The following is a 17104-nucleotide window of genomic DNA, read 5'->3' on the forward strand; positions in this document are numbered from 1 at the left end:
ACTAGTAGGAAATTTACTAGACTATAGTCAAAAAGAACTATTTAAAACTATGAGATTTAAATCAGTAACACAAATTGGTGGAAATGGAAATGAAAATTCATTTAAACAAATTAAAGAAATAGCTTAATATTTTAAAACGGGCTATATTCAAATAATTTTATTTGAATATAGCCCGTTTTTATTACAATTATAAAATTAATCTTTATTTATCATTCATACTTAGTAATTTATCTAAGTATACTGACTTTAGCTGCTTACTAGCCAAAGCTTTTTTAGCTGGTTCAAGTTTTAATATAGCTGATAGTATCGCTCCCATAGCTCTATGACTAGCTAAGGCATTATTATCAAAAATTAGATTTTGTAATTGCCCTTTCTCGATTGCCATGAGAACTGCTCTATGTACTGAATTTGCAGGAGTTATTATTTTTTCATCTCTCTTTAATAGCATAATACTATTTTTGTGACAATTTCTAACACAAACGCCACAACCTAGACATCTATCCTCATCAACTTTTATATATTCTTTATCATTTTCTTTTACTTTACTTATTGCATCTATTGGACATGCAGATATACATTTACCACACTTTACACAACTTTCATGGTTTATATTTGGTATAAAACTAGTTGTTTGTACTGGGTGAAGATTTCCAAATCTTTTTGCTGCTACTAGCGCCTCACAACAGCAACCACAACAATTACATATAAATGTAACTCCTTTTCGAACATTTTCTCCACATTGAACTAAATTATGTTCATATGCTTGATGAAGTAATTCCTTACATTCTACTTTATCTACACGTCTTGCAAATTTATTGTTTATTAAAGAATTAGCTACATTGTCAAATGTCATACATATATCCATAGGAGCATCACAGGCTTTTCCAACGTGTTGCATTCTATGTCTACAATAACACATGCTTATACCTATATGAGTCGATTCATCAATTATATGAGTAGCTCTTTCATAATCTAAAATACTTACTTCATTATCATTAGTCAATACTTCTTCTTGAACGTAAACTCTTCCAAGTTTTGTTTCTGTTGAATAAAATAAATCTTTAATAAAATCTTCTTCTACATTCATATACTGATAGTAAAGTTCTGATAAAAGTTTTTGGTCTATATCGTGTCTTGTTCTCATCATGGCAAACTCAAAAAAACCAGCCATTGGAGGAGGCATTATATATTTTTTACCTTTTTTATCTTCTATATCTAGTATTAGTGCCCTGCTAGCTAGCTTATCTAGCACCCTATATGCTTCACTTTCACTTATACTCCAAATTTTAGCTGCTGTTTTTACTCTAAAAGGCTTTATTGGAAGTTGTGCCACTAATTTTGCCTCTTGTTCTGTAAAAAGTACATTTAGTATTTTATATAATGTATCGGAGGGTGGAGCACCCTGTGGAAATTTATTTATTCTTTCCTCTAAGCTTTTATACATGTTTTTAGCAGTTATATGAGAAATAGTAATCACCTTCTTTTTCTTTTGTTTTCCAATATAATCAAATATCTTTCTTTATTATCTAAACTCCTACTTTATATAATACCAATTCTTTCTAAATAATTAAATACCTCTAGCAATTTATTTATTAGATTTCTTATATAAATAAAAACCGTTTAATCAGCATAATTATAGTTTATACCAATTAAACGATTTTAATAATATTTTACATATCTATAAATTATTTTTATAGTATTTTATATACTTTCCTTTCTTATATTATCTATTATATTCTCCTTATTTAATTTATTCATAGGTATATATGCTGCTATAAAGGTTATTATAAAAACACTAACTATGCATATGCCAATTGCTGTCCATGGTATAACTGTAGAAAACTCAATTACACCTGAAACTAATTTATTCATAATTAATATCAACCCAATACCAATTGGTACGCCAAACAATAAAGATAAAATACCATAGATAAAACTTTCTAAGTATATCATTTTTCTAAAACCTACAGGAGTAACACCTATTGATTGTATTATTGCTAGTTCTCTTTTTCTTAGATTTATACTTGTACTTATTGTATTTAGTATATTTGTAACACTTACTAGAGATATCACTACTATAAACCCATATACAAAAACTTTAATAGCTTTTAAATTTTGCTTTTCACTTTTGTCACTTGTATTTTCATCATGAAAATTGACATTATTTTTCTTAGCCAAAGACTCTATACTCTTCCTAGTCTGAGCACTTCCCCCTGAGTCAATAAAGACAATACCTTTCTCTAACTTTAAATCCATATTTTCAGCAACCTCATCATAAGTTAAAAATTGCAATCCCATATTTTGATAACCCATTCCTAGACGTTTTTCATCTGTTATACCAAGAATTTTTATGTTTACTTTTTTCTTTGAATCATTTTCGCCAGTATATTCACAAGTTACAGTATCTCCAACTTTGTAATTAGTTAACTCTATTACGCCTTTCTTACCCTTTGATTCAAAGTAACTTTTTCTAACAAATATCACTCCATTTTCTTTAATCGCTCTTTCTTTATCAAAAGAGCCTTTTATTAAGTTTTTTGTTTTATTTTGTATTGCAGTTTCTCCAGGAAAAATTAGTTCGTTGTTGTTAAACTCATATACATAACTATCTCCAACCTTACGTTGTTGATAATAATCCTTAATTAGATTTTCTTTAGATTTATTTATTTTATCCTTATCTACTCCTATAGAAATATACTCTCCTACAGCTACTTCAAAGTTTTTTATTCCAGATATATTTTTTAGTTTATTTATAGTATCATCCATAGACTTAGATATTTGTCTTGAACTTAAATATAAATCGTAGTTTCTTTGAGAATTTCTGATTTCTTCACCTTTTAAGAAATTCGCCATAAATCCGCTAAAAGATATAAATATTACTATACTTACTATTAAAGAAAAAAGTGTCACAATAAATTTCTTTCTATTTCTTCTTACACTTTTATATGCAAGTACACCTTCTGTTCCAAAAACTAATTTAATAAGTTTCGAATTTTTAACCTTACCTACTTTGTAATCTCCACTACTCCTTATTACACTAAGAGGAGAAATATTAGAGGCTGTTATTGCAGGTAGGAGAATTGATATAAAAATTGTAAGTAAAACAATTATTATACTGATAATTATTATTAATGGATTATATACTATTTGTAAACCCATCTGTGATACAACTGATTCTGTAAGATATTTATTTATAGCTTTAAATACTAAATCTATAGCTACTGTTCCAGACAATAGTCCTATTGGTATTCCAATACAGCTAATTATAATACCTTCAATAAAAACTAATCTTTTAATTTGATTAGTAGTAGCTCCTATAGAATTTAATATTCCAAACTGCTTTTTTCGTTCAGTTATAGAAATACTAAAAGAATTATATACTGTAGCAATTGTACATATAATTACTAAAATAGTTACCATAGTAATTATAGCTTTTATAGAACTATTTATATTTGCATACTTACTAGCTCCTTGTAATCTCAATAAATGTTCATTGTATTTTATCATTTCAGAGTTTGATGCTTTATCTTTATTTGTATATATATTATTACTTATTTTTCTTGTTATTTCATATATATCTTTAGGATTTTTTGCTGTTATTGATATATTCACTGTCTCTTTATTATTATCTATAGGATTAAAGTAAGTTAAACCAGTAGCAACTTGGTCAGTGAGTTCAAACCCTGGCCTTTTGATTATACCTACAATTTTAAATGTCTTTTCTTTTTCATTGGCAATATAATCACCTTCATGAAATACACTCATATCATCAATTTTTTTGTTATTACTATCAAACATATCACCTACTTTTAAGGTTATCTTATCTCCTATTTTTAGCTTTTTCTCCATAAGATTAACTATGTTTTCACTTAAAATAATTTCTCCATCTTTATCTGGAAATCTACCTTCTTTTATAGAAACTCTATATCCTTCCATAGCATTTTTATCATATTGCTTAACGCTTAATATACCATTTACAGTATCTTCTATTCTAGAGTATCCAAGTTGATTAGTAAGTGCATAACTTTTTATTTCAGCCGATTTTGTTGCATAGTCTATATTTTTTTTGTTTACATTGTAGAATTTAGCATGAAAACTCCCATCATTTTTTATGGTTTCTCTTATTTGATAATCCATAAAACTTTCAAATATGTTACCTATACCACAAATTAGAGCAGTGGAAAGTATTATTCCAATTATAGTTACAATAGTTCGTCTTTTATTTTGTTTTAAATATCTAACAGTTAGAGATGTATATAGATTCATTTATATCACCTCATCACTTTTTATAATTCCATCTTCTATGCCTATAATTCTATCCGCCTGAAGTGCTATATTTTTGTCATGAGTTATCATTATTAATGTTTGATTATATTTTTTCACTGATAATTTTAATAACTCTAGTATTTCTTTTGAGTTTTTGCTATCTAGATTACCTGTTGGTTCATCTGCTAATACTATAGATGGTCTATTAATTAAGGCACGTCCTATAGATGTTCTTTGTTGTTGACCTCCTGATAATTGATTAGGAAGATGATTTTCTCTGTTGCTTAGACCCAATGTTTTCATCAAATCATTCAAGTATTCTTTATCAATCTTTCTATTATCAAGCTCTGCTGGAAGTAATATATTTTCTTTGACATTTAAAACTGGAATCAGATTATAGAATTGATATATAAGACCTATATTTCTTCTTCTAAAGATTGCCAAATCCTTAGTTTTTAGATTATATATATCTACATCATTTATATAAACCTTACCACTAGTAGGTCTATCAACACCTCCTAATAAATGTAATAATGTACTCTTTCCACTTCCGCTTGGACCTGTTATTGCTATAAACTCACCTTTTTCTATAGACAAGCTTACATTTTTTATTGCATCGACTTTTGTTTCATTTTTACCATAACTTTTAGTCAGATTTTCTACTCTTAAAATTTCCATAACTACCTCCAATATTTATATTCTATACTTCATATATTAGACTCAAGCTATTACTATAAAGTGAATTAAATATTACAGATTAGTCACTATTATCATCATATATCTTATGAAATGCTATATGAAATTCAGTTCCTTTACCTTTTTCACTATTTACATAAATATCTCCATTTTGGCTTTCTATTATGGATTTTGCCATTGCAAGCCCTATACCTACACTATCCTCTTTTGAACTACTTTTCCCTCTATAGAAACGTTTAAAAATATGTGGTATATCTTTTTTATCTATACCTTCACCATCATCTTTTATTATTAACTCTGAAAATAATGGATTTTCTTTGTAAATTATACTTATATTTCCAAACTCAGGAGTATGTTCTATACAATTTTTTATTATATTTACTAAAGCCTCAACTGACCAATCAATATCACCAACATAAGATACATTACCATTGCCTTCTATACTTAACTTTTGGTTTTTAATCTCCATAGGTATTTTCATTGGTTGGATTGCTCTATGTATAAGTTCACTAAACTTTATTTTTTCTCTCTTAAACTTTATAACTTTAGCTTCTACTTTTGATAATTTAAGCATACTTTTAATCAACCAATCCATACGATTTAGTTGATTTTTTATCTTGTCTAAAAAATCTATTTTCACTTCATATGGTACATCATTATATAATAAATCACTTAGTATGATTAAGGAAGTCATGGGAGTTTTTAACTGATGTGATATATCTGAAATTGTATTATTTAAAAATATTTTTTCTGAATTTAAAAGTTCAACTTTTTCATTAAGAATTGTTGTCATCTTCAATAGCTCTGTTTTTAAAAGACCTATCTGCCCTTCTTGATTTCTATTTTTCATATCAAATTCTTTTCCTTCTGAACTATAGTAAACATACTTAGTCATATCTGATAAATCATTATATATAGTTCTAAAATATTTAAGTATCAACATAAATATCATCATAAAAATTATACAAACTAAGATTATATTTATTTTTATAGTGTTTGAAAGTAATTTGGAAGTAAGAGGCTCAGAATTTATTCTAATAGTTTTGTCATAGTTATACTTACTTAATATTTTCTCACCAAATTCTACATTTTGCATGGACTTTCCTTGTGTTATTATATCTACGATATCACTTTCTAGTTTTGGATACTTGTTAACTAAGGTTCCTATTATAGCTTGATTATTTTTTACAATCGTATTTTTAGTTGTATTTATATTGATTATACCAAATCCAATTGATATAAGAATTACCATCAACATTAAAATAATATATTTACTAAAAAAGTTCTTTACTTCAGGATTATATAGAAACATTATTTTCACTTCCTATCCATTTATAACCTAGTCCTCTTACAGTTTCTATGTAAATTGGTTTACATAAGTCATCTCCTATTTTTTCTCTAAGTCTTTTTATATAAACAGTTAAAGTATTATCACTAACAAAATCATAAGTTACATCCCAAAGCTTTTCTAGTATTTGACTTCTACTCAAAACTGTATTTTTATTCTGTATAAGAATTAAAAGAAGCTTATATTCAACAGATGTCAGAAATATTTCCTTGTCATTTTTATATACTCTAGCTTCTAATGTATATATATTTAAATCTCTATATTTAAATATCTTCTTATTTTCTTCTGTAGCGTCACCTTTTCTTCTTAAAACAGCTTTTATTCTCGATATTAATTCTCTAATTCTAAAAGGTTTTGTTATATAGTCATCTCCACCTATATCAAGACCCAGTACAATGTTTACTTCTTCATCACAAGCAGTTAAAAATATTATGGGAATCTGAGAAAACTTTCTTACATACTCACAAAATTCATATCCTGTTCCATCTGGTAACATTACATCCAGTAGTACCATACTATATTCATTAGAAGATATCATTTCTTTTCCACTTGATAAATCCTTTGATATATCTACACTAAATCCCTCTTGCTCCAATGCATACTTTATTCCAAAAGAGATAGTACTGTCATCCTCAACTATCAATAACTTTAACATAACTATTTCCCTTCTTAACATTTTAATTTTAAACTATTTACATATACAACTTTTATTATACACAATTGTTTTAGATACTAAAATATATTTAGAATTACAAAATAGTCACAAACAATTACTAAAAAACATAAAAATAAAAATGCAAGTTGACACTTAACTATTTTGAAAATAGTATAGATTTTTCTCAAGTTAAGCTACAACTCACATTTTAGATATTTAATTTTATATAAACTGGTATTCTCATCTGTTTAACTATTTAAAGCTTACTTTATTCTTCCTCATATTTTTTATATTCTTCTTCTTTATAAATATTATTTTTTTTGTCATCTTCATGTAAATCAATGTCTTTTTTATCATTTTTAACACTATTTACATAATGCATCATTTCTTCTTGAGAAACATGTGGACAATTTTCACAATTTATTCTTCTTGAATTAAATTCTCTTACTTTTTTTTTTAATTCTTCATATTCATAATCTTGTTTTTTATCACTACAATCACATTCATAACCAAACTCATCATATTTATAGTCATTGTATTGATTATTTCCATAATACTCTGTATCAATCATTTGAGACATTTGAGATTTAGATTTAATGTTTTTTATCATCCTATAAGTTGCATATGCACCCACTCCTGTAATCACGGCTCCTGCAAACATCATTGGCTTACTCATTCCATCATCTTTTTTATTCATTTGTCTTTTAATTAAATATGTTAACATATTTTTTCTCCTTTCTGATTTCTATTTATAGATAGTATCTGTATTATTTTGATAAAAATTATGTTATTTTTAAATTACAATTTTTACAAATAATATAAATCATCTTGTAGAATATAAATTTATATTTTGTACTTGATAATGTTTTTTGTGTTATACTATATATATAACAAGTATTTTTATTTATAACGATATTATGGAGGTTTTTTATGATTTTAAATTTAGATTTTAATAGTGATAAGTCTATTTATGTACAAATTAAAGAAGAGATAACTAAAGCTATAGCTTCAGGAGAATTAAAAATAAATGAATCACTTCCATCTGTAAGAAGTATGGCTGAAAATATTGGTGTAAATCTACATACTGTAAATAAGTCTTATAATGAACTAAAAGAAGAAGGATTTTTAAATATTGATAGGCGAAAAGGTGCAATTGTAGCTCAACTTCCAATGGAAACAGAAAATTCAACTCGCCAAAAAAATAGAATTGATTTAGAACTTTTAGTAGCAAAATCTTATTTATCAGGTATCAATAAAGAAGAGTTCTTGACGTTAAGTAAAAATCTATTTGATAAGTATGAGGTGAAATACTATGAATAAGATTGAATGTTTATTTACAATATTTTCAACCTTAATTTTGATGTATGCTACTTTTTATTTTATGCCACATCTTATTGGCAAAAATCACATTTATGGTGTTTCTATAAACCAAGAACATAGAAACTATCCTGATTTTATAATACTTGATAAAAAATTTAAAAAACTTTTATCTATAGGATTCATTGTGATTTTTATTTTAGTTTTAGCTCTAGTTTTTATGTTTGATAAAATAGAATTTTCTTATTCTATTAGTATTATAGGGTTTTTACTATATGAAAGTATATTATATATCTATATTCATAAAGAAGTTAAAATGACTAAATCCAAGTTTTTCACTGAATTAAGTCAGATAAGTGCAGACTCAAAATTGGTAATAGATATGGATTTTATAAATGAAAAAAATAAAATAATAAAAAAATTTAAGATATTGTATTTAATACCAGTATTACTTACTTTTGGAATAAGTATTTTTATATTGCTTAACTATAATCAATTACCAGATTTAATTACTACGCACTCTACTATAACAGGAAAACCTGATGGATTTATGAAAAAATCCTATCTTGGTGTGTTTAAATTAATAGGTCTTGAGTTTTGTATAATGATTTTATTATATATAACTTCTATTGGAGCTATAAAAGCGAGAATTAAAGTAGATACAAATAAAATTGAAGAAAGTAAAACTAAAAACATTAAATATCTAAATAAAATTGGTTATTTGTTTTTTATATTGATGATTATGATGATAGTACAATTCTTTATCGTTTTTTTATCATTAAAAACAAATCCAAATTTATTAACTGTTATAAATATAATAATGCTTTTAGTTATAATTTATTTAATGGTAACATATATTAATTCTCCAAATTTAAAATCCAATTCTTCTTATACTCCAGATAATGATGAAAAGTACTGGATAGGAGGTATTATATATAATAATCCAAACGACCCATCATTTATGGTTGATAAAAGATTTGGCATAGGATGGACTATAAATTTGGGAAATCCGATTGGAAAGATATTATATATTCTTATAGCTATATTTTTAATTTTTTCACTTTTTAGTGTTATAAAATCTCTTTTACTTTAAATACCATAAAAGGTATCTTACTTGTATTATTGGGTATTATATTTTGTAAGATAAGAAATATTTCATATTATCATTGAAATATAGTATTTATATATTACTAGGAATGGAGATTTGCATAATGTTGTCAAAAACTGAAATTAAATACTTTAATGATTGCGCTTCTGAGATACTTTCATCTGAAAAAGTACAACTTATGAGAACATTTCCTCATCATGGCAATGTTTCATGTCTTGAACATAGTTTATCAGTAGCATATTATAGTTATCTATTATGTAAAAAATTGCATTTAAATGTTGAAATTCAAAGCGTTATTAGAGGGGCTCTACTGCATGATTTTTTTCTTTATGACTGGCATTATAAAGGTGATAGAAAGGGATTACATGGTTTTACTCATCCTAAAGAAGCACTAAAAAACGCAAATTTATTCTTTCAAATAAATGAAAAAGAAACAGACATTATTTTAAAACATATGTGGCCACTTACTGTTAGACCTCCTAGATACAAAGAAGCATTAATTGTTTGCTTATTAGATAAATTTTGTTGTCTAGTTGAGACTCTAAGGATACACTCACTACTCTCTCCTTACCACATATAAAATAGGTCTTTGATATTGTTATAATTTAATTTAAAAAGAGGTATTAAGATTACATTTAACTTAATACCTCTTTATTAATTTATTATTTATTTTTGTCATATGCTTATAAAATATAATCTTATCCTTGATAACTTATTCTTCTTATAGAGATACTTACTACTTTAAATAATAACATACCAGCTATTAAGTTTATCAATATTGCTGGTACCACTGCTACCATAAATAACGCTGTGAATGAACCTCCAGGAAGACCTACTATAGCTTGAGCAACTAGTAAAAATAGAGTTCCACTTATAACTGTACCTACTGGGAATATTATTGTTGCAGCTATTAAATCTTGTTTTTTACTGTTCAATTTTTTCATAAATGGTAATTTATAAATTATATACATTATCATGAACATTATATTTATTGTAATAGTTTTATCAAGTATATTTGGAATCTGACCACCTGGGAATTTAGTTGTTAATGCTGCAAATATTCCTGTTACAATTCCTGCTACCAAACAAATCTTATAATCATCCTTATTTAGTATCATTATTATAAACATCATTGCTAGTGATATATCTGGTTGCATTGGAAGTCCTATAGCAGGTGTAAGTTGATGTATCAATAATCCCATAGCTAAAAGTATTGCATTTAAAGTTATTTTTTTTGTATTTGTTTTCATTGTAATATTTCCCCCTAATTTGTTTAATATTTATTTCATTTTCGTTCCAATTTTCCATATCATTCTCTTTAGCTTTAGAAGTTCATAACATCTCTCTCACCACCTTTTATTTTAAATTATATAATTTCTTTATTAATAGTTTTTGCAAAATAAAAAACTCCGTCCTAAATCAATAGGACGGAGATTATCCGCGTTGCCACCTAAATTATATAAAAAATAAGCTTAAAACTTAATTCTTATATATCTCATTATCAAGTACTTACATACCCTATTCGCTGTAACGTGCGACTGACGATAAAGTCTACTCTCATAAAAATATGATTTCAATTTATTCCTCTAAGGTCCATTCACTATATTCCTTCTTGCTAAGATTCCACCATCCTCAGCTCTCTATGTTGAAGCTAAACATAATTACTCTTCCTTGTCATAGGATTTTTAATTTGCTGTTGCTATTATAATATTCTAAATTTTTATAATTGTCAACTGTATTTTTTATTTTATTTAAAATTTACAAAAAGTGTAGAATAATTTTTATAAATGCTTTAAACTTTTATTTAAATATTGAATTAGGAAGGATGATATTATGTTTAGAGAAATGAGATTAAAAAAGAGAGAAATGACAAAAGAAGATACTATAGAAGTATTAAAAAATGGTGAATTTGGTACTTTTTCTACTATAAGTGAAAATGGCTATCCTTATGGAGTTGCTGTAAATTATGTATACTTTAATGATTCTGTATATTTTCATTGTGCAAGAAGTGGACATAAATTAGATAATATCTCAGCAAATAACAAGGTTTCTTTCTTAGTAGTAGCTAATGAAAGTGTTCTTCCAGATAAATTTAGTACTACATATGCCAGCGCTGTAGTATTTGGAAAAGCTTCAACAGTAGACAATGAGGAAAAGAAAAATGCTCTTGTAGAAATAATAAAAAAATATTCTAAGGGCTTTATTGAAGAAGGTATGAAGTACATAGAAAAAGATATAAATTTGACAACTGTAGTTAAAATAGAAATAGACCATATTTCTGGTAAAGCTTCTCGTTTATAATAATCTAATACGATATAATAAAGTGGCTATATGTATGGTCACTTTAAATATATTTATTTATCATTATTTTTATTAATTGAAAATGCTCAAAACACTTTAAGAAACTTCCTCAATACCTATGTAGATACAACACAAAGTTACTTGTATCCAAGCTGACATAAATTTTTCCATACCCATATAAAAACTTGAAAATAATACAGTCATATATGTCAAATATCAACATAAATTACAGAATTTTTTTGCCATTAAAACTATCAAAAAAAGTAAGTAATTATTGAAAGAGAGGTTGAAAATAATTATGAAATTCAAGAAAAAACCAAAGTTTTTACTCCTCATTACATTTTTAATAATAACTATATTATCAACAGGAGCAACAGCTCTAGAAATCCATACATCATCACAAGTACATGGTGATAGTGATATCAGCAATAGAGGAAATTTCAATACCTCTGCTAATTCCAAGGTAGGTGCAGACTCACAAAAAAGCAGTGATAGCTTACCTCACAATGCACAAAACCTTAATGTTTCTTTAGACATCTGCAATGGAGGAGTAGAAATACTACCAACCTCATCCAACAAAATAATAGCAAATTACAACAACCAATACTACAATATTAAAATGATAGAACAAAACGGAAAATGGGTTGTATCTATATCAGGAAAAACAGCTAAAATGGGCAATTCTAGCTATGTTCAACTCCATATTCCAAATATAAAATGCAATATGGATGTAAATGTGCTTGATGGTAGCTTTAGTTATGATTTACCCGAAAATTGTATTGATGCAATAAATGTTACTTCAAAAGATTCAAGTATAGAATTTACTTCAAAAAATCAATACAAAAATAGCACTATTTCTCTATCCGCAACAGATAAAGAATTTCTTAAATATGGTCTAATTAATTATCCAGACTATTTTACTAAGATGAATAAAGGATTTGAATATAAGAATGGTACGAGAAAAAATCAAATTGACATTTCGCTAACAGGATTTACTAATGTTGATTTTAGAGATTAAAACATAAAAAATTGAAGGCTTTAGCCTTCTTTTTCTTTGACTTTCTGTATTCATATTTATATTTTATTGTTTATTTTTCCTTTTGGATATGAGTACATATATCATAGCACTAGGTAAAATTGAACATATTACTCATCCACAAATAATAATTATAAGAACATTATTCTTTTTATTATTGACGTTATTTATACATTGTGATATTCTTTAAGCAAAACACCATTCTGTTTAAGGGAGGATTAAATAAATGGCACGAAAACCTATTTTAGAAGGTGGTAAAAGAGAAGAAATACTTAAATGCGCTTTACAGTTGTTTCTAAAAAACGGTTATGAAAGCACCTCTATTCGCATGATATTAAATGAGGTTGGTGGAGAAGTTGGAATGTTCTACCATTACTTTTCTTCCAAACAAGAATTATTTGATGAAGCCTTAAGACTCTTCATGAAAATGCAAGGAGAGCGAACTTCTAAACTGATGAGTCAGAAATCCGATAAGATTTCCCCACGAATGAGATTGGAACAACTTATAGAATGCTATGACAGCGGAATGGATGAATTTTCGAAATTATCTGATGGAGCTATTCATTGGTCAGTTTTATCATCTATTCACAGCTTAACCTTAGAAGCAATTCTGCCCTGTTTTAGGACAATGATTATTGAAATACTCAGATTAGCAGATAAAAAAGACTTAAGTGAGTCTAAATGGCTTGCGCTATTTGTACTAAAAGGTATCAGTGGATTATTACATGATAAATCATTTGCTGAATTAAGCAAAGAAAAACAGATGCTTTTAATTATAAATTTACTATGCAGAACTTTACAAGTTCCATATAGCTTGTTTGAAGAATAAGAGAATATCGACAATGAACATCTATGTATTAAAATTGAACAATGACATCAAAAGTATATCTGAGAGAAAATGGCATTAAAAACTGATATAAGATTTGGCACTCGTTATTATGAGTAAGCAAAGAAAACTGAGTTAAAAATATAGAAAACACCAACAACTCATAAAAATGTAGTGTTTATACGAGTTTTGGTGTTTTCCTTATTCTTGACTTGCATGAAAATATGATTGGCAAGAATGGGCTGGTATATACCACTCTTTCATGCTTGCCATTTTTAAAAACAGCAAAAATGATGTTTCGTAAAATATCTCAATAAGGCACATATAAATTATACCTACTCTGAATCATAACCCCATTACTGTTCTTCTTAAATACTGATTGAAATTACCATACTCAACTTTTGTCAATGTTTCTGGATAAGACATCAAAATTAACTGATGTCCATTGCATTCTTCATGGTATGGTGGGTGAATATGTTCAAAATCATTTACCTTATATCCAACCCTCTCATAAAAACCTTGTCGCTTGATGGAAATTTTATTAATGGGAGGGTCGATTTCTAGAATAACAGTTTTGCCTCGCTGGTTTAACAGCTCCAAAGCTCTTTTTCCATACTTTTTATTGCGCATTTCAGGATTGATACAGAAATGTTCCACGTAAATAAAATTCTCTGTTTCCCAGCATAAAATGATACCAACCATGTCGTTTTCATCATAAATTAAGTTAAATTGATATTCTTCATGACCCATAATTTCTGCTTGTAAAGATGGGTTTCTCTGTTCATGAAAAGGAAAACTTACATTGTATAACTTTATTGCCTCTAAATACAATTTATCTTCATATGTTCTTAGCCTCTCAAAGCGCATTTTGCTATCCTCCTATTATATAAAACAACCTTCGCACCACATCTTTTTAGTCTAATGAAACTCTAATTAGCTCTTATTTAGATTATAATATCTGTCCAAGTATAAAATGAATTGTAAGGTTAAACCATTGCTGAAAATATATCTATTTTTTATATATACTAAGACTGTTTAGATAATCTCTTATACCAAACTTAACATCATCACTTGGTCTTATATCAGAGTTATCTCCTGCTATATGAAGTATTCCATATGCTGGATGGCCTCCTCTTACTGTACATGGAACTGATAAAAGCGTCATCCCCATATGTTGAGCAAATATATTCATTGATTGTAAAGCTAGTTCTCCTCCTCCATGTTGTGAACCTGCAGTAGCAAAACAACCAAATATTTTTCCACTTAAAGGTGCTCCTACCCATACATCAGAAAAACTGTCCATAAACATCTTCATTTGACCAGATACATTTCCATAATATGTTGGTGAACCCATAAATATTGCATCATAATCTAGTAATTCTTTTCCAGATTTAATTACATTTATACTTTCAAATTCATCTTTATGTTCCTTTGAATTTATCAAATAGTACTGAGGAAGTGTTTTTGCAACCTCATCACTTACTTTAAATATATCTACCTCTATATTCATTTCTTCAAGTACCTTTTTATACTCCCTTGCTAATAAATATGTACTTCCACAAACGCTATGAAAAATCACTGCTACTTTCATTTTTATCCCCCTAATCAAAATCAAATTTATTTTTTATATAGTGCTTTTATTATCAAGTACCATTAAATGATACTAAATGGATTTAAATATACATTACTTTTTATTGTTTCAATCTCTTCAAATTCATCCAAAAATCTCTTCATAACATGTTTAAATATATCTTCTGTATCAAAATGTCCACAATCTACTATACATATTCCCATATCAAGTGCATCTTGTGCCTCATGATATTTTACATCACCAGTTATTAGAACATCTGCGCCTTGTCTCTTAGCCTTTTTCACAAACTCAGAACCAGCTCCTGTTACAACAGCAATTTTTGTTATCTCGGTATTAAGACTTCCAACTACCCTTATATGCTTCATATTTAATTTTTCTTTTATTTTATTAGAAAGATTTTCTAATGTTGTACTTTCATCAAGTTTACTTATTCTACCTAATCCAAATGTTTTTCCTTTGTTTTCTAGCTTGTACAAATCATAAGCAACTTCTTCATAAGGATGTGCATCTATCATAGAACTTATCACTCCACCTAAACGCTTCTGTGGTACTACAGTTTCAATTTTAACCTCATTTACACTTTCTATATCATTTATACTTCCAAGAAACGGATTTGAGCCTTCTAATGGCTTAAATTGACCTTCTCCTTCTATCGAAAATGTACAGTTACTATAATTTCCTATATGGCCTGCTCCTGAATTACTTAGTGCCTTTCTCAACACTTCTGAATAATTACATGGAACATATACTGCAAGTTTGTATAAAGTCTCATTTTCAGTGACATCTAAAACTTTTGAGTTATTAAATTCCATAATTTCCATGAAATAATCATTTAGACCATCAAATGCTATGTCAAAATTGGTATGCATAGAATAAAGGGCTATATCATTTTTAATGAGTTTTTGTATAAGTCTACCTTTTAAGTCCGCGCTATTAATCTTATTAATTTTTCCAAATATAAAAGGATGATGTGTAACAATTAAATCAACATTTTGAGATATAGCTTCATTGATTACATTTTCATTGGCTTCTAAGGATACCAGAATCTTCTTTACATCCATATCAAAATCTCCAACTATAAGACCTACATTATCCCAATCTTCAGCTAAGCTTAGAGGATACTTTTTTTCAATTTTTCTAGTAAGACTCTTCAGTAACATATTTACCTCCTATTTATTTTATTAAATTTTCAAGTTTTCTTATTGCTATTTTACTTTCTTCTCTCTTCCTATCTATTTCTTCTCCATGTTTACCTTCTAGTTGATTAACTATAGCACTATATGTTTTTATTTTTTTTTCTACAAAGTCATAAAAAAGAGAATCTTTATTTTCTAAAAGTTTTATTCCAACTTCAAACTGTATCTCATCTTCTATTATAGTATTTTTACCTGTATATTTGGCAACTATTATTTCATATATCCTAAAATCTTCTCTCACTAAAGCCTCTGTTAAAATTTCATATCCATTATTCAGAAGATAGCGTCTAAGCTCTTCTTGTGCCTGCATAGGCTGTAATATCAATTTTTCTATACTATGTGCTACTTCTTTTTTAGCTTCTAGAAGCTCACTTATCAATATACCTCCCATACCAGCAATTATTACTTCTTCAACTTCACCTATTTCTAGTACCTCTATACCAGAACCCAATCGTAAATCGACTTTCTCTAAAAGATTGTTCTGTATGACCTCTTTTCGTGCATTGTCAAGAGGTCCTTTATTAACATCTGCCAACACTGCAAATGGAATTCTTTCCTCCTTTAGCAAATAAACTGGTATGTATCCATGGTCCGTTCCTATATCAGCTATCTTTTTACCATCTGACACCAATGATGCTATTTTTAATAATCTATCTGTTAGTTTCAAAGATATATCTCCTTTCAATCTTTTTATTTGTTCTTGATTTTAAACTAAAACCAAGATAAAAAATAATATAAAATCTCTACCACAAAATAGCCATGAG

General features: G+C 27.3%; 17 protein-coding genes and 1 other annotated feature. Of the genes, 6 read left to right on the top strand and 11 right to left on the bottom strand.

Annotated features, from left to right (window positions below):
- Positions 1–202: 202 nt before the first annotated feature.
- The 6 genes from IC214_RS13915 to IC214_RS13940 form a co-directional block, all read right to left on the bottom strand.
- The gene (locus IC214_RS13915) at positions 203–1477 is read right to left on the bottom strand and encodes a 4Fe-4S dicluster-binding protein (protein ID WP_227482316.1); all 1275 of its coding nucleotides are present in this window, start codon (positions 1475–1477) and stop codon (positions 203–205) included.
- A 224-nt stretch (positions 1478–1701) separates the two neighbouring features.
- Entirely contained in the window at positions 1702–4266 is a 2565-nt protein-coding gene (locus IC214_RS13920) for an ABC transporter permease (protein WP_227432832.1), read from the bottom strand.
- Positions 4267–4944, bottom strand: coding sequence for an ABC transporter ATP-binding protein (locus tag IC214_RS13925; RefSeq protein WP_227432830.1), 678 nt, complete (start codon positions 4942–4944; stop codon positions 4267–4269).
- Between the two features lie 79 nt (positions 4945–5023).
- Positions 5024–6274 carry a sensor histidine kinase gene (locus IC214_RS13930; RefSeq protein WP_227432829.1) on the bottom strand — a complete coding sequence of 417 codons (1251 nt, stop codon included), beginning with the start codon at positions 6272–6274 and terminating at the stop codon, positions 5024–5026.
- Positions 6261–6965 (bottom strand): response regulator transcription factor, encoded by a 705-nt coding sequence (locus IC214_RS13935; RefSeq protein ID WP_227432828.1) that lies wholly within the window; start codon positions 6963–6965, stop codon positions 6261–6263. Before IC214_RS13935 ends, IC214_RS13930 begins: the two co-directional genes overlap by 14 nt.
- 268 nt (positions 6966–7233) lie before the next feature.
- Entirely contained in the window at positions 7234–7689 is a 456-nt protein-coding gene (locus IC214_RS13940; protein ID WP_227432827.1) for a hypothetical protein, read from the bottom strand.
- 206 nt (positions 7690–7895) lie between these two features.
- On the opposite strand from IC214_RS13940, the gene IC214_RS13945 reads away from it, so the two are divergent.
- From IC214_RS13945 to IC214_RS13955, 3 genes are all read left to right on the top strand, one after another.
- Complete coding sequence (locus IC214_RS13945; RefSeq protein ID WP_227432825.1) at positions 7896–8285, top strand: GntR family transcriptional regulator; 390 nt, start codon at positions 7896–7898, stop codon at positions 8283–8285.
- Positions 8278–9375, top strand: a complete 1098-nt coding sequence (locus tag IC214_RS13950; protein ID WP_227482312.1) for a DUF5808 domain-containing protein — start codon at positions 8278–8280, stop codon at positions 9373–9375. Before IC214_RS13945 ends, IC214_RS13950 begins: the two co-directional genes overlap by 8 nt.
- A 118-nt stretch (positions 9376–9493) precedes the next feature.
- Entirely contained in the window at positions 9494–9970 is a 477-nt protein-coding gene (locus IC214_RS13955) for an HD domain-containing protein (RefSeq protein ID WP_227432822.1), read from the top strand.
- A 118-nt stretch (positions 9971–10088) separates the two neighbouring features.
- Here IC214_RS13955 and IC214_RS13960 read toward each other — a convergent pair whose 3' ends face one another.
- Entirely contained in the window at positions 10089–10640 is a 552-nt protein-coding gene (locus IC214_RS13960; protein WP_227866750.1) for a tryptophan transporter, read from the bottom strand.
- A 170-nt stretch (positions 10641–10810) separates the two neighbouring features.
- Positions 10811–11077: a binding site (T-box leader), on the bottom strand.
- A gap of 146 nt (positions 11078–11223) precedes the next feature.
- Between IC214_RS13960 and IC214_RS13965 the strand changes: the two genes are divergently transcribed.
- From IC214_RS13965 to IC214_RS13975, 3 genes are all read left to right on the top strand, one after another.
- Positions 11224–11691 (top strand): pyridoxamine 5'-phosphate oxidase family protein, encoded by a 468-nt coding sequence (locus IC214_RS13965; protein WP_227482310.1) that lies wholly within the window; start codon positions 11224–11226, stop codon positions 11689–11691.
- 298 nt (positions 11692–11989) lie between these two features.
- Positions 11990–12709, top strand: a complete 720-nt coding sequence (locus IC214_RS13970; protein WP_227432818.1) for a hypothetical protein — start codon at positions 11990–11992, stop codon at positions 12707–12709.
- A gap of 244 nt (positions 12710–12953) precedes the next feature.
- A complete protein-coding gene (locus IC214_RS13975; protein WP_227866751.1) occupies positions 12954–13556 on the top strand; it encodes a TetR/AcrR family transcriptional regulator in 603 nt (200 codons plus the stop codon).
- Between the two features lie 342 nt (positions 13557–13898).
- On the opposite strand, the gene IC214_RS13980 is transcribed toward IC214_RS13975, so the two are convergent.
- From IC214_RS13980 to IC214_RS13995, 4 genes are all read right to left on the bottom strand, one after another.
- Complete coding sequence (locus tag IC214_RS13980) at positions 13899–14420, bottom strand: GNAT family N-acetyltransferase (RefSeq protein ID WP_227432815.1); 522 nt, start codon at positions 14418–14420, stop codon at positions 13899–13901.
- Between the two features lie 142 nt (positions 14421–14562).
- Positions 14563–15144, bottom strand: a complete 582-nt coding sequence (locus tag IC214_RS13985; RefSeq protein ID WP_227432814.1) for a flavodoxin family protein — start codon at positions 15142–15144, stop codon at positions 14563–14565.
- 62 nt (positions 15145–15206) lie between these two features.
- On the bottom strand, positions 15207–16304 hold the full coding sequence (locus tag IC214_RS13990; protein ID WP_227831164.1) for a Nif3-like dinuclear metal center hexameric protein: 1098 nt from the start codon (positions 16302–16304) through the stop codon (positions 15207–15209).
- A gap of 13 nt (positions 16305–16317) precedes the next feature.
- Positions 16318–17007 (bottom strand): class I SAM-dependent methyltransferase, encoded by a 690-nt coding sequence (locus IC214_RS13995; protein WP_227866752.1) that lies wholly within the window; start codon positions 17005–17007, stop codon positions 16318–16320.
- Between the last annotated feature and the right edge of the window lie 97 nt (positions 17008–17104).

Source organism: Clostridioides sp. ES-S-0190-01, from assembly GCF_020658275.1.
GTDB lineage: Bacteria > Bacillota > Clostridia > Peptostreptococcales > Peptostreptococcaceae > Clostridioides.

Excerpts from the sequence above, each read along its gene's own strand:
- IC214_RS13960 (WP_227866750.1), bottom strand. The coding sequence starts at position 10,640 with ATGAAAACAAATACAAAAAAAATAACTTTAAATGCAATACTTTTAGCT.
- IC214_RS13950 (WP_227482312.1), top strand. The coding sequence starts at position 8,278 with ATGAATAAGATTGAATGTTTATTTACAATATTTTCAACCTTAATTTTG.
- IC214_RS13940 (WP_227432827.1), bottom strand. The coding sequence starts at position 7,689 with ATGTTAACATATTTAATTAAAAGACAAATGAATAAAAAAGATGATGGA.
- IC214_RS13970 (WP_227432818.1), top strand. The coding sequence starts at position 11,990 with ATGAAATTCAAGAAAAAACCAAAGTTTTTACTCCTCATTACATTTTTA.
- IC214_RS13980 (WP_227432815.1), bottom strand. The coding sequence starts at position 14,420 with ATGCGCTTTGAGAGGCTAAGAACATATGAAGATAAATTGTATTTAGAG.
- IC214_RS13990 (WP_227831164.1), bottom strand. The coding sequence starts at position 16,304 with ATGTTACTGAAGAGTCTTACTAGAAAAATTGAAAAAAAGTATCCTCTA.
- IC214_RS13965 (WP_227482310.1), top strand. The coding sequence starts at position 11,224 with ATGTTTAGAGAAATGAGATTAAAAAAGAGAGAAATGACAAAAGAAGAT.
- IC214_RS13945 (WP_227432825.1), top strand. The coding sequence starts at position 7,896 with ATGATTTTAAATTTAGATTTTAATAGTGATAAGTCTATTTATGTACAA.
- IC214_RS13935 (WP_227432828.1), bottom strand. The coding sequence starts at position 6,965 with ATGTTAAAGTTATTGATAGTTGAGGATGACAGTACTATCTCTTTTGGA.
- IC214_RS13930 (WP_227432829.1), bottom strand. The coding sequence starts at position 6,274 with ATGTTTCTATATAATCCTGAAGTAAAGAACTTTTTTAGTAAATATATT.
- IC214_RS13955 (WP_227432822.1), top strand. The coding sequence starts at position 9,494 with ATGTTGTCAAAAACTGAAATTAAATACTTTAATGATTGCGCTTCTGAG.
- IC214_RS13985 (WP_227432814.1), bottom strand. The coding sequence starts at position 15,144 with ATGAAAGTAGCAGTGATTTTTCATAGCGTTTGTGGAAGTACATATTTA.
- IC214_RS13920 (WP_227432832.1), bottom strand. The coding sequence starts at position 4,266 with ATGAATCTATATACATCTCTAACTGTTAGATATTTAAAACAAAATAAA.
- IC214_RS13925 (WP_227432830.1), bottom strand. The coding sequence starts at position 4,944 with ATGGAAATTTTAAGAGTAGAAAATCTGACTAAAAGTTATGGTAAAAAT.
- IC214_RS13975 (WP_227866751.1), top strand. The coding sequence starts at position 12,954 with ATGGCACGAAAACCTATTTTAGAAGGTGGTAAAAGAGAAGAAATACTT.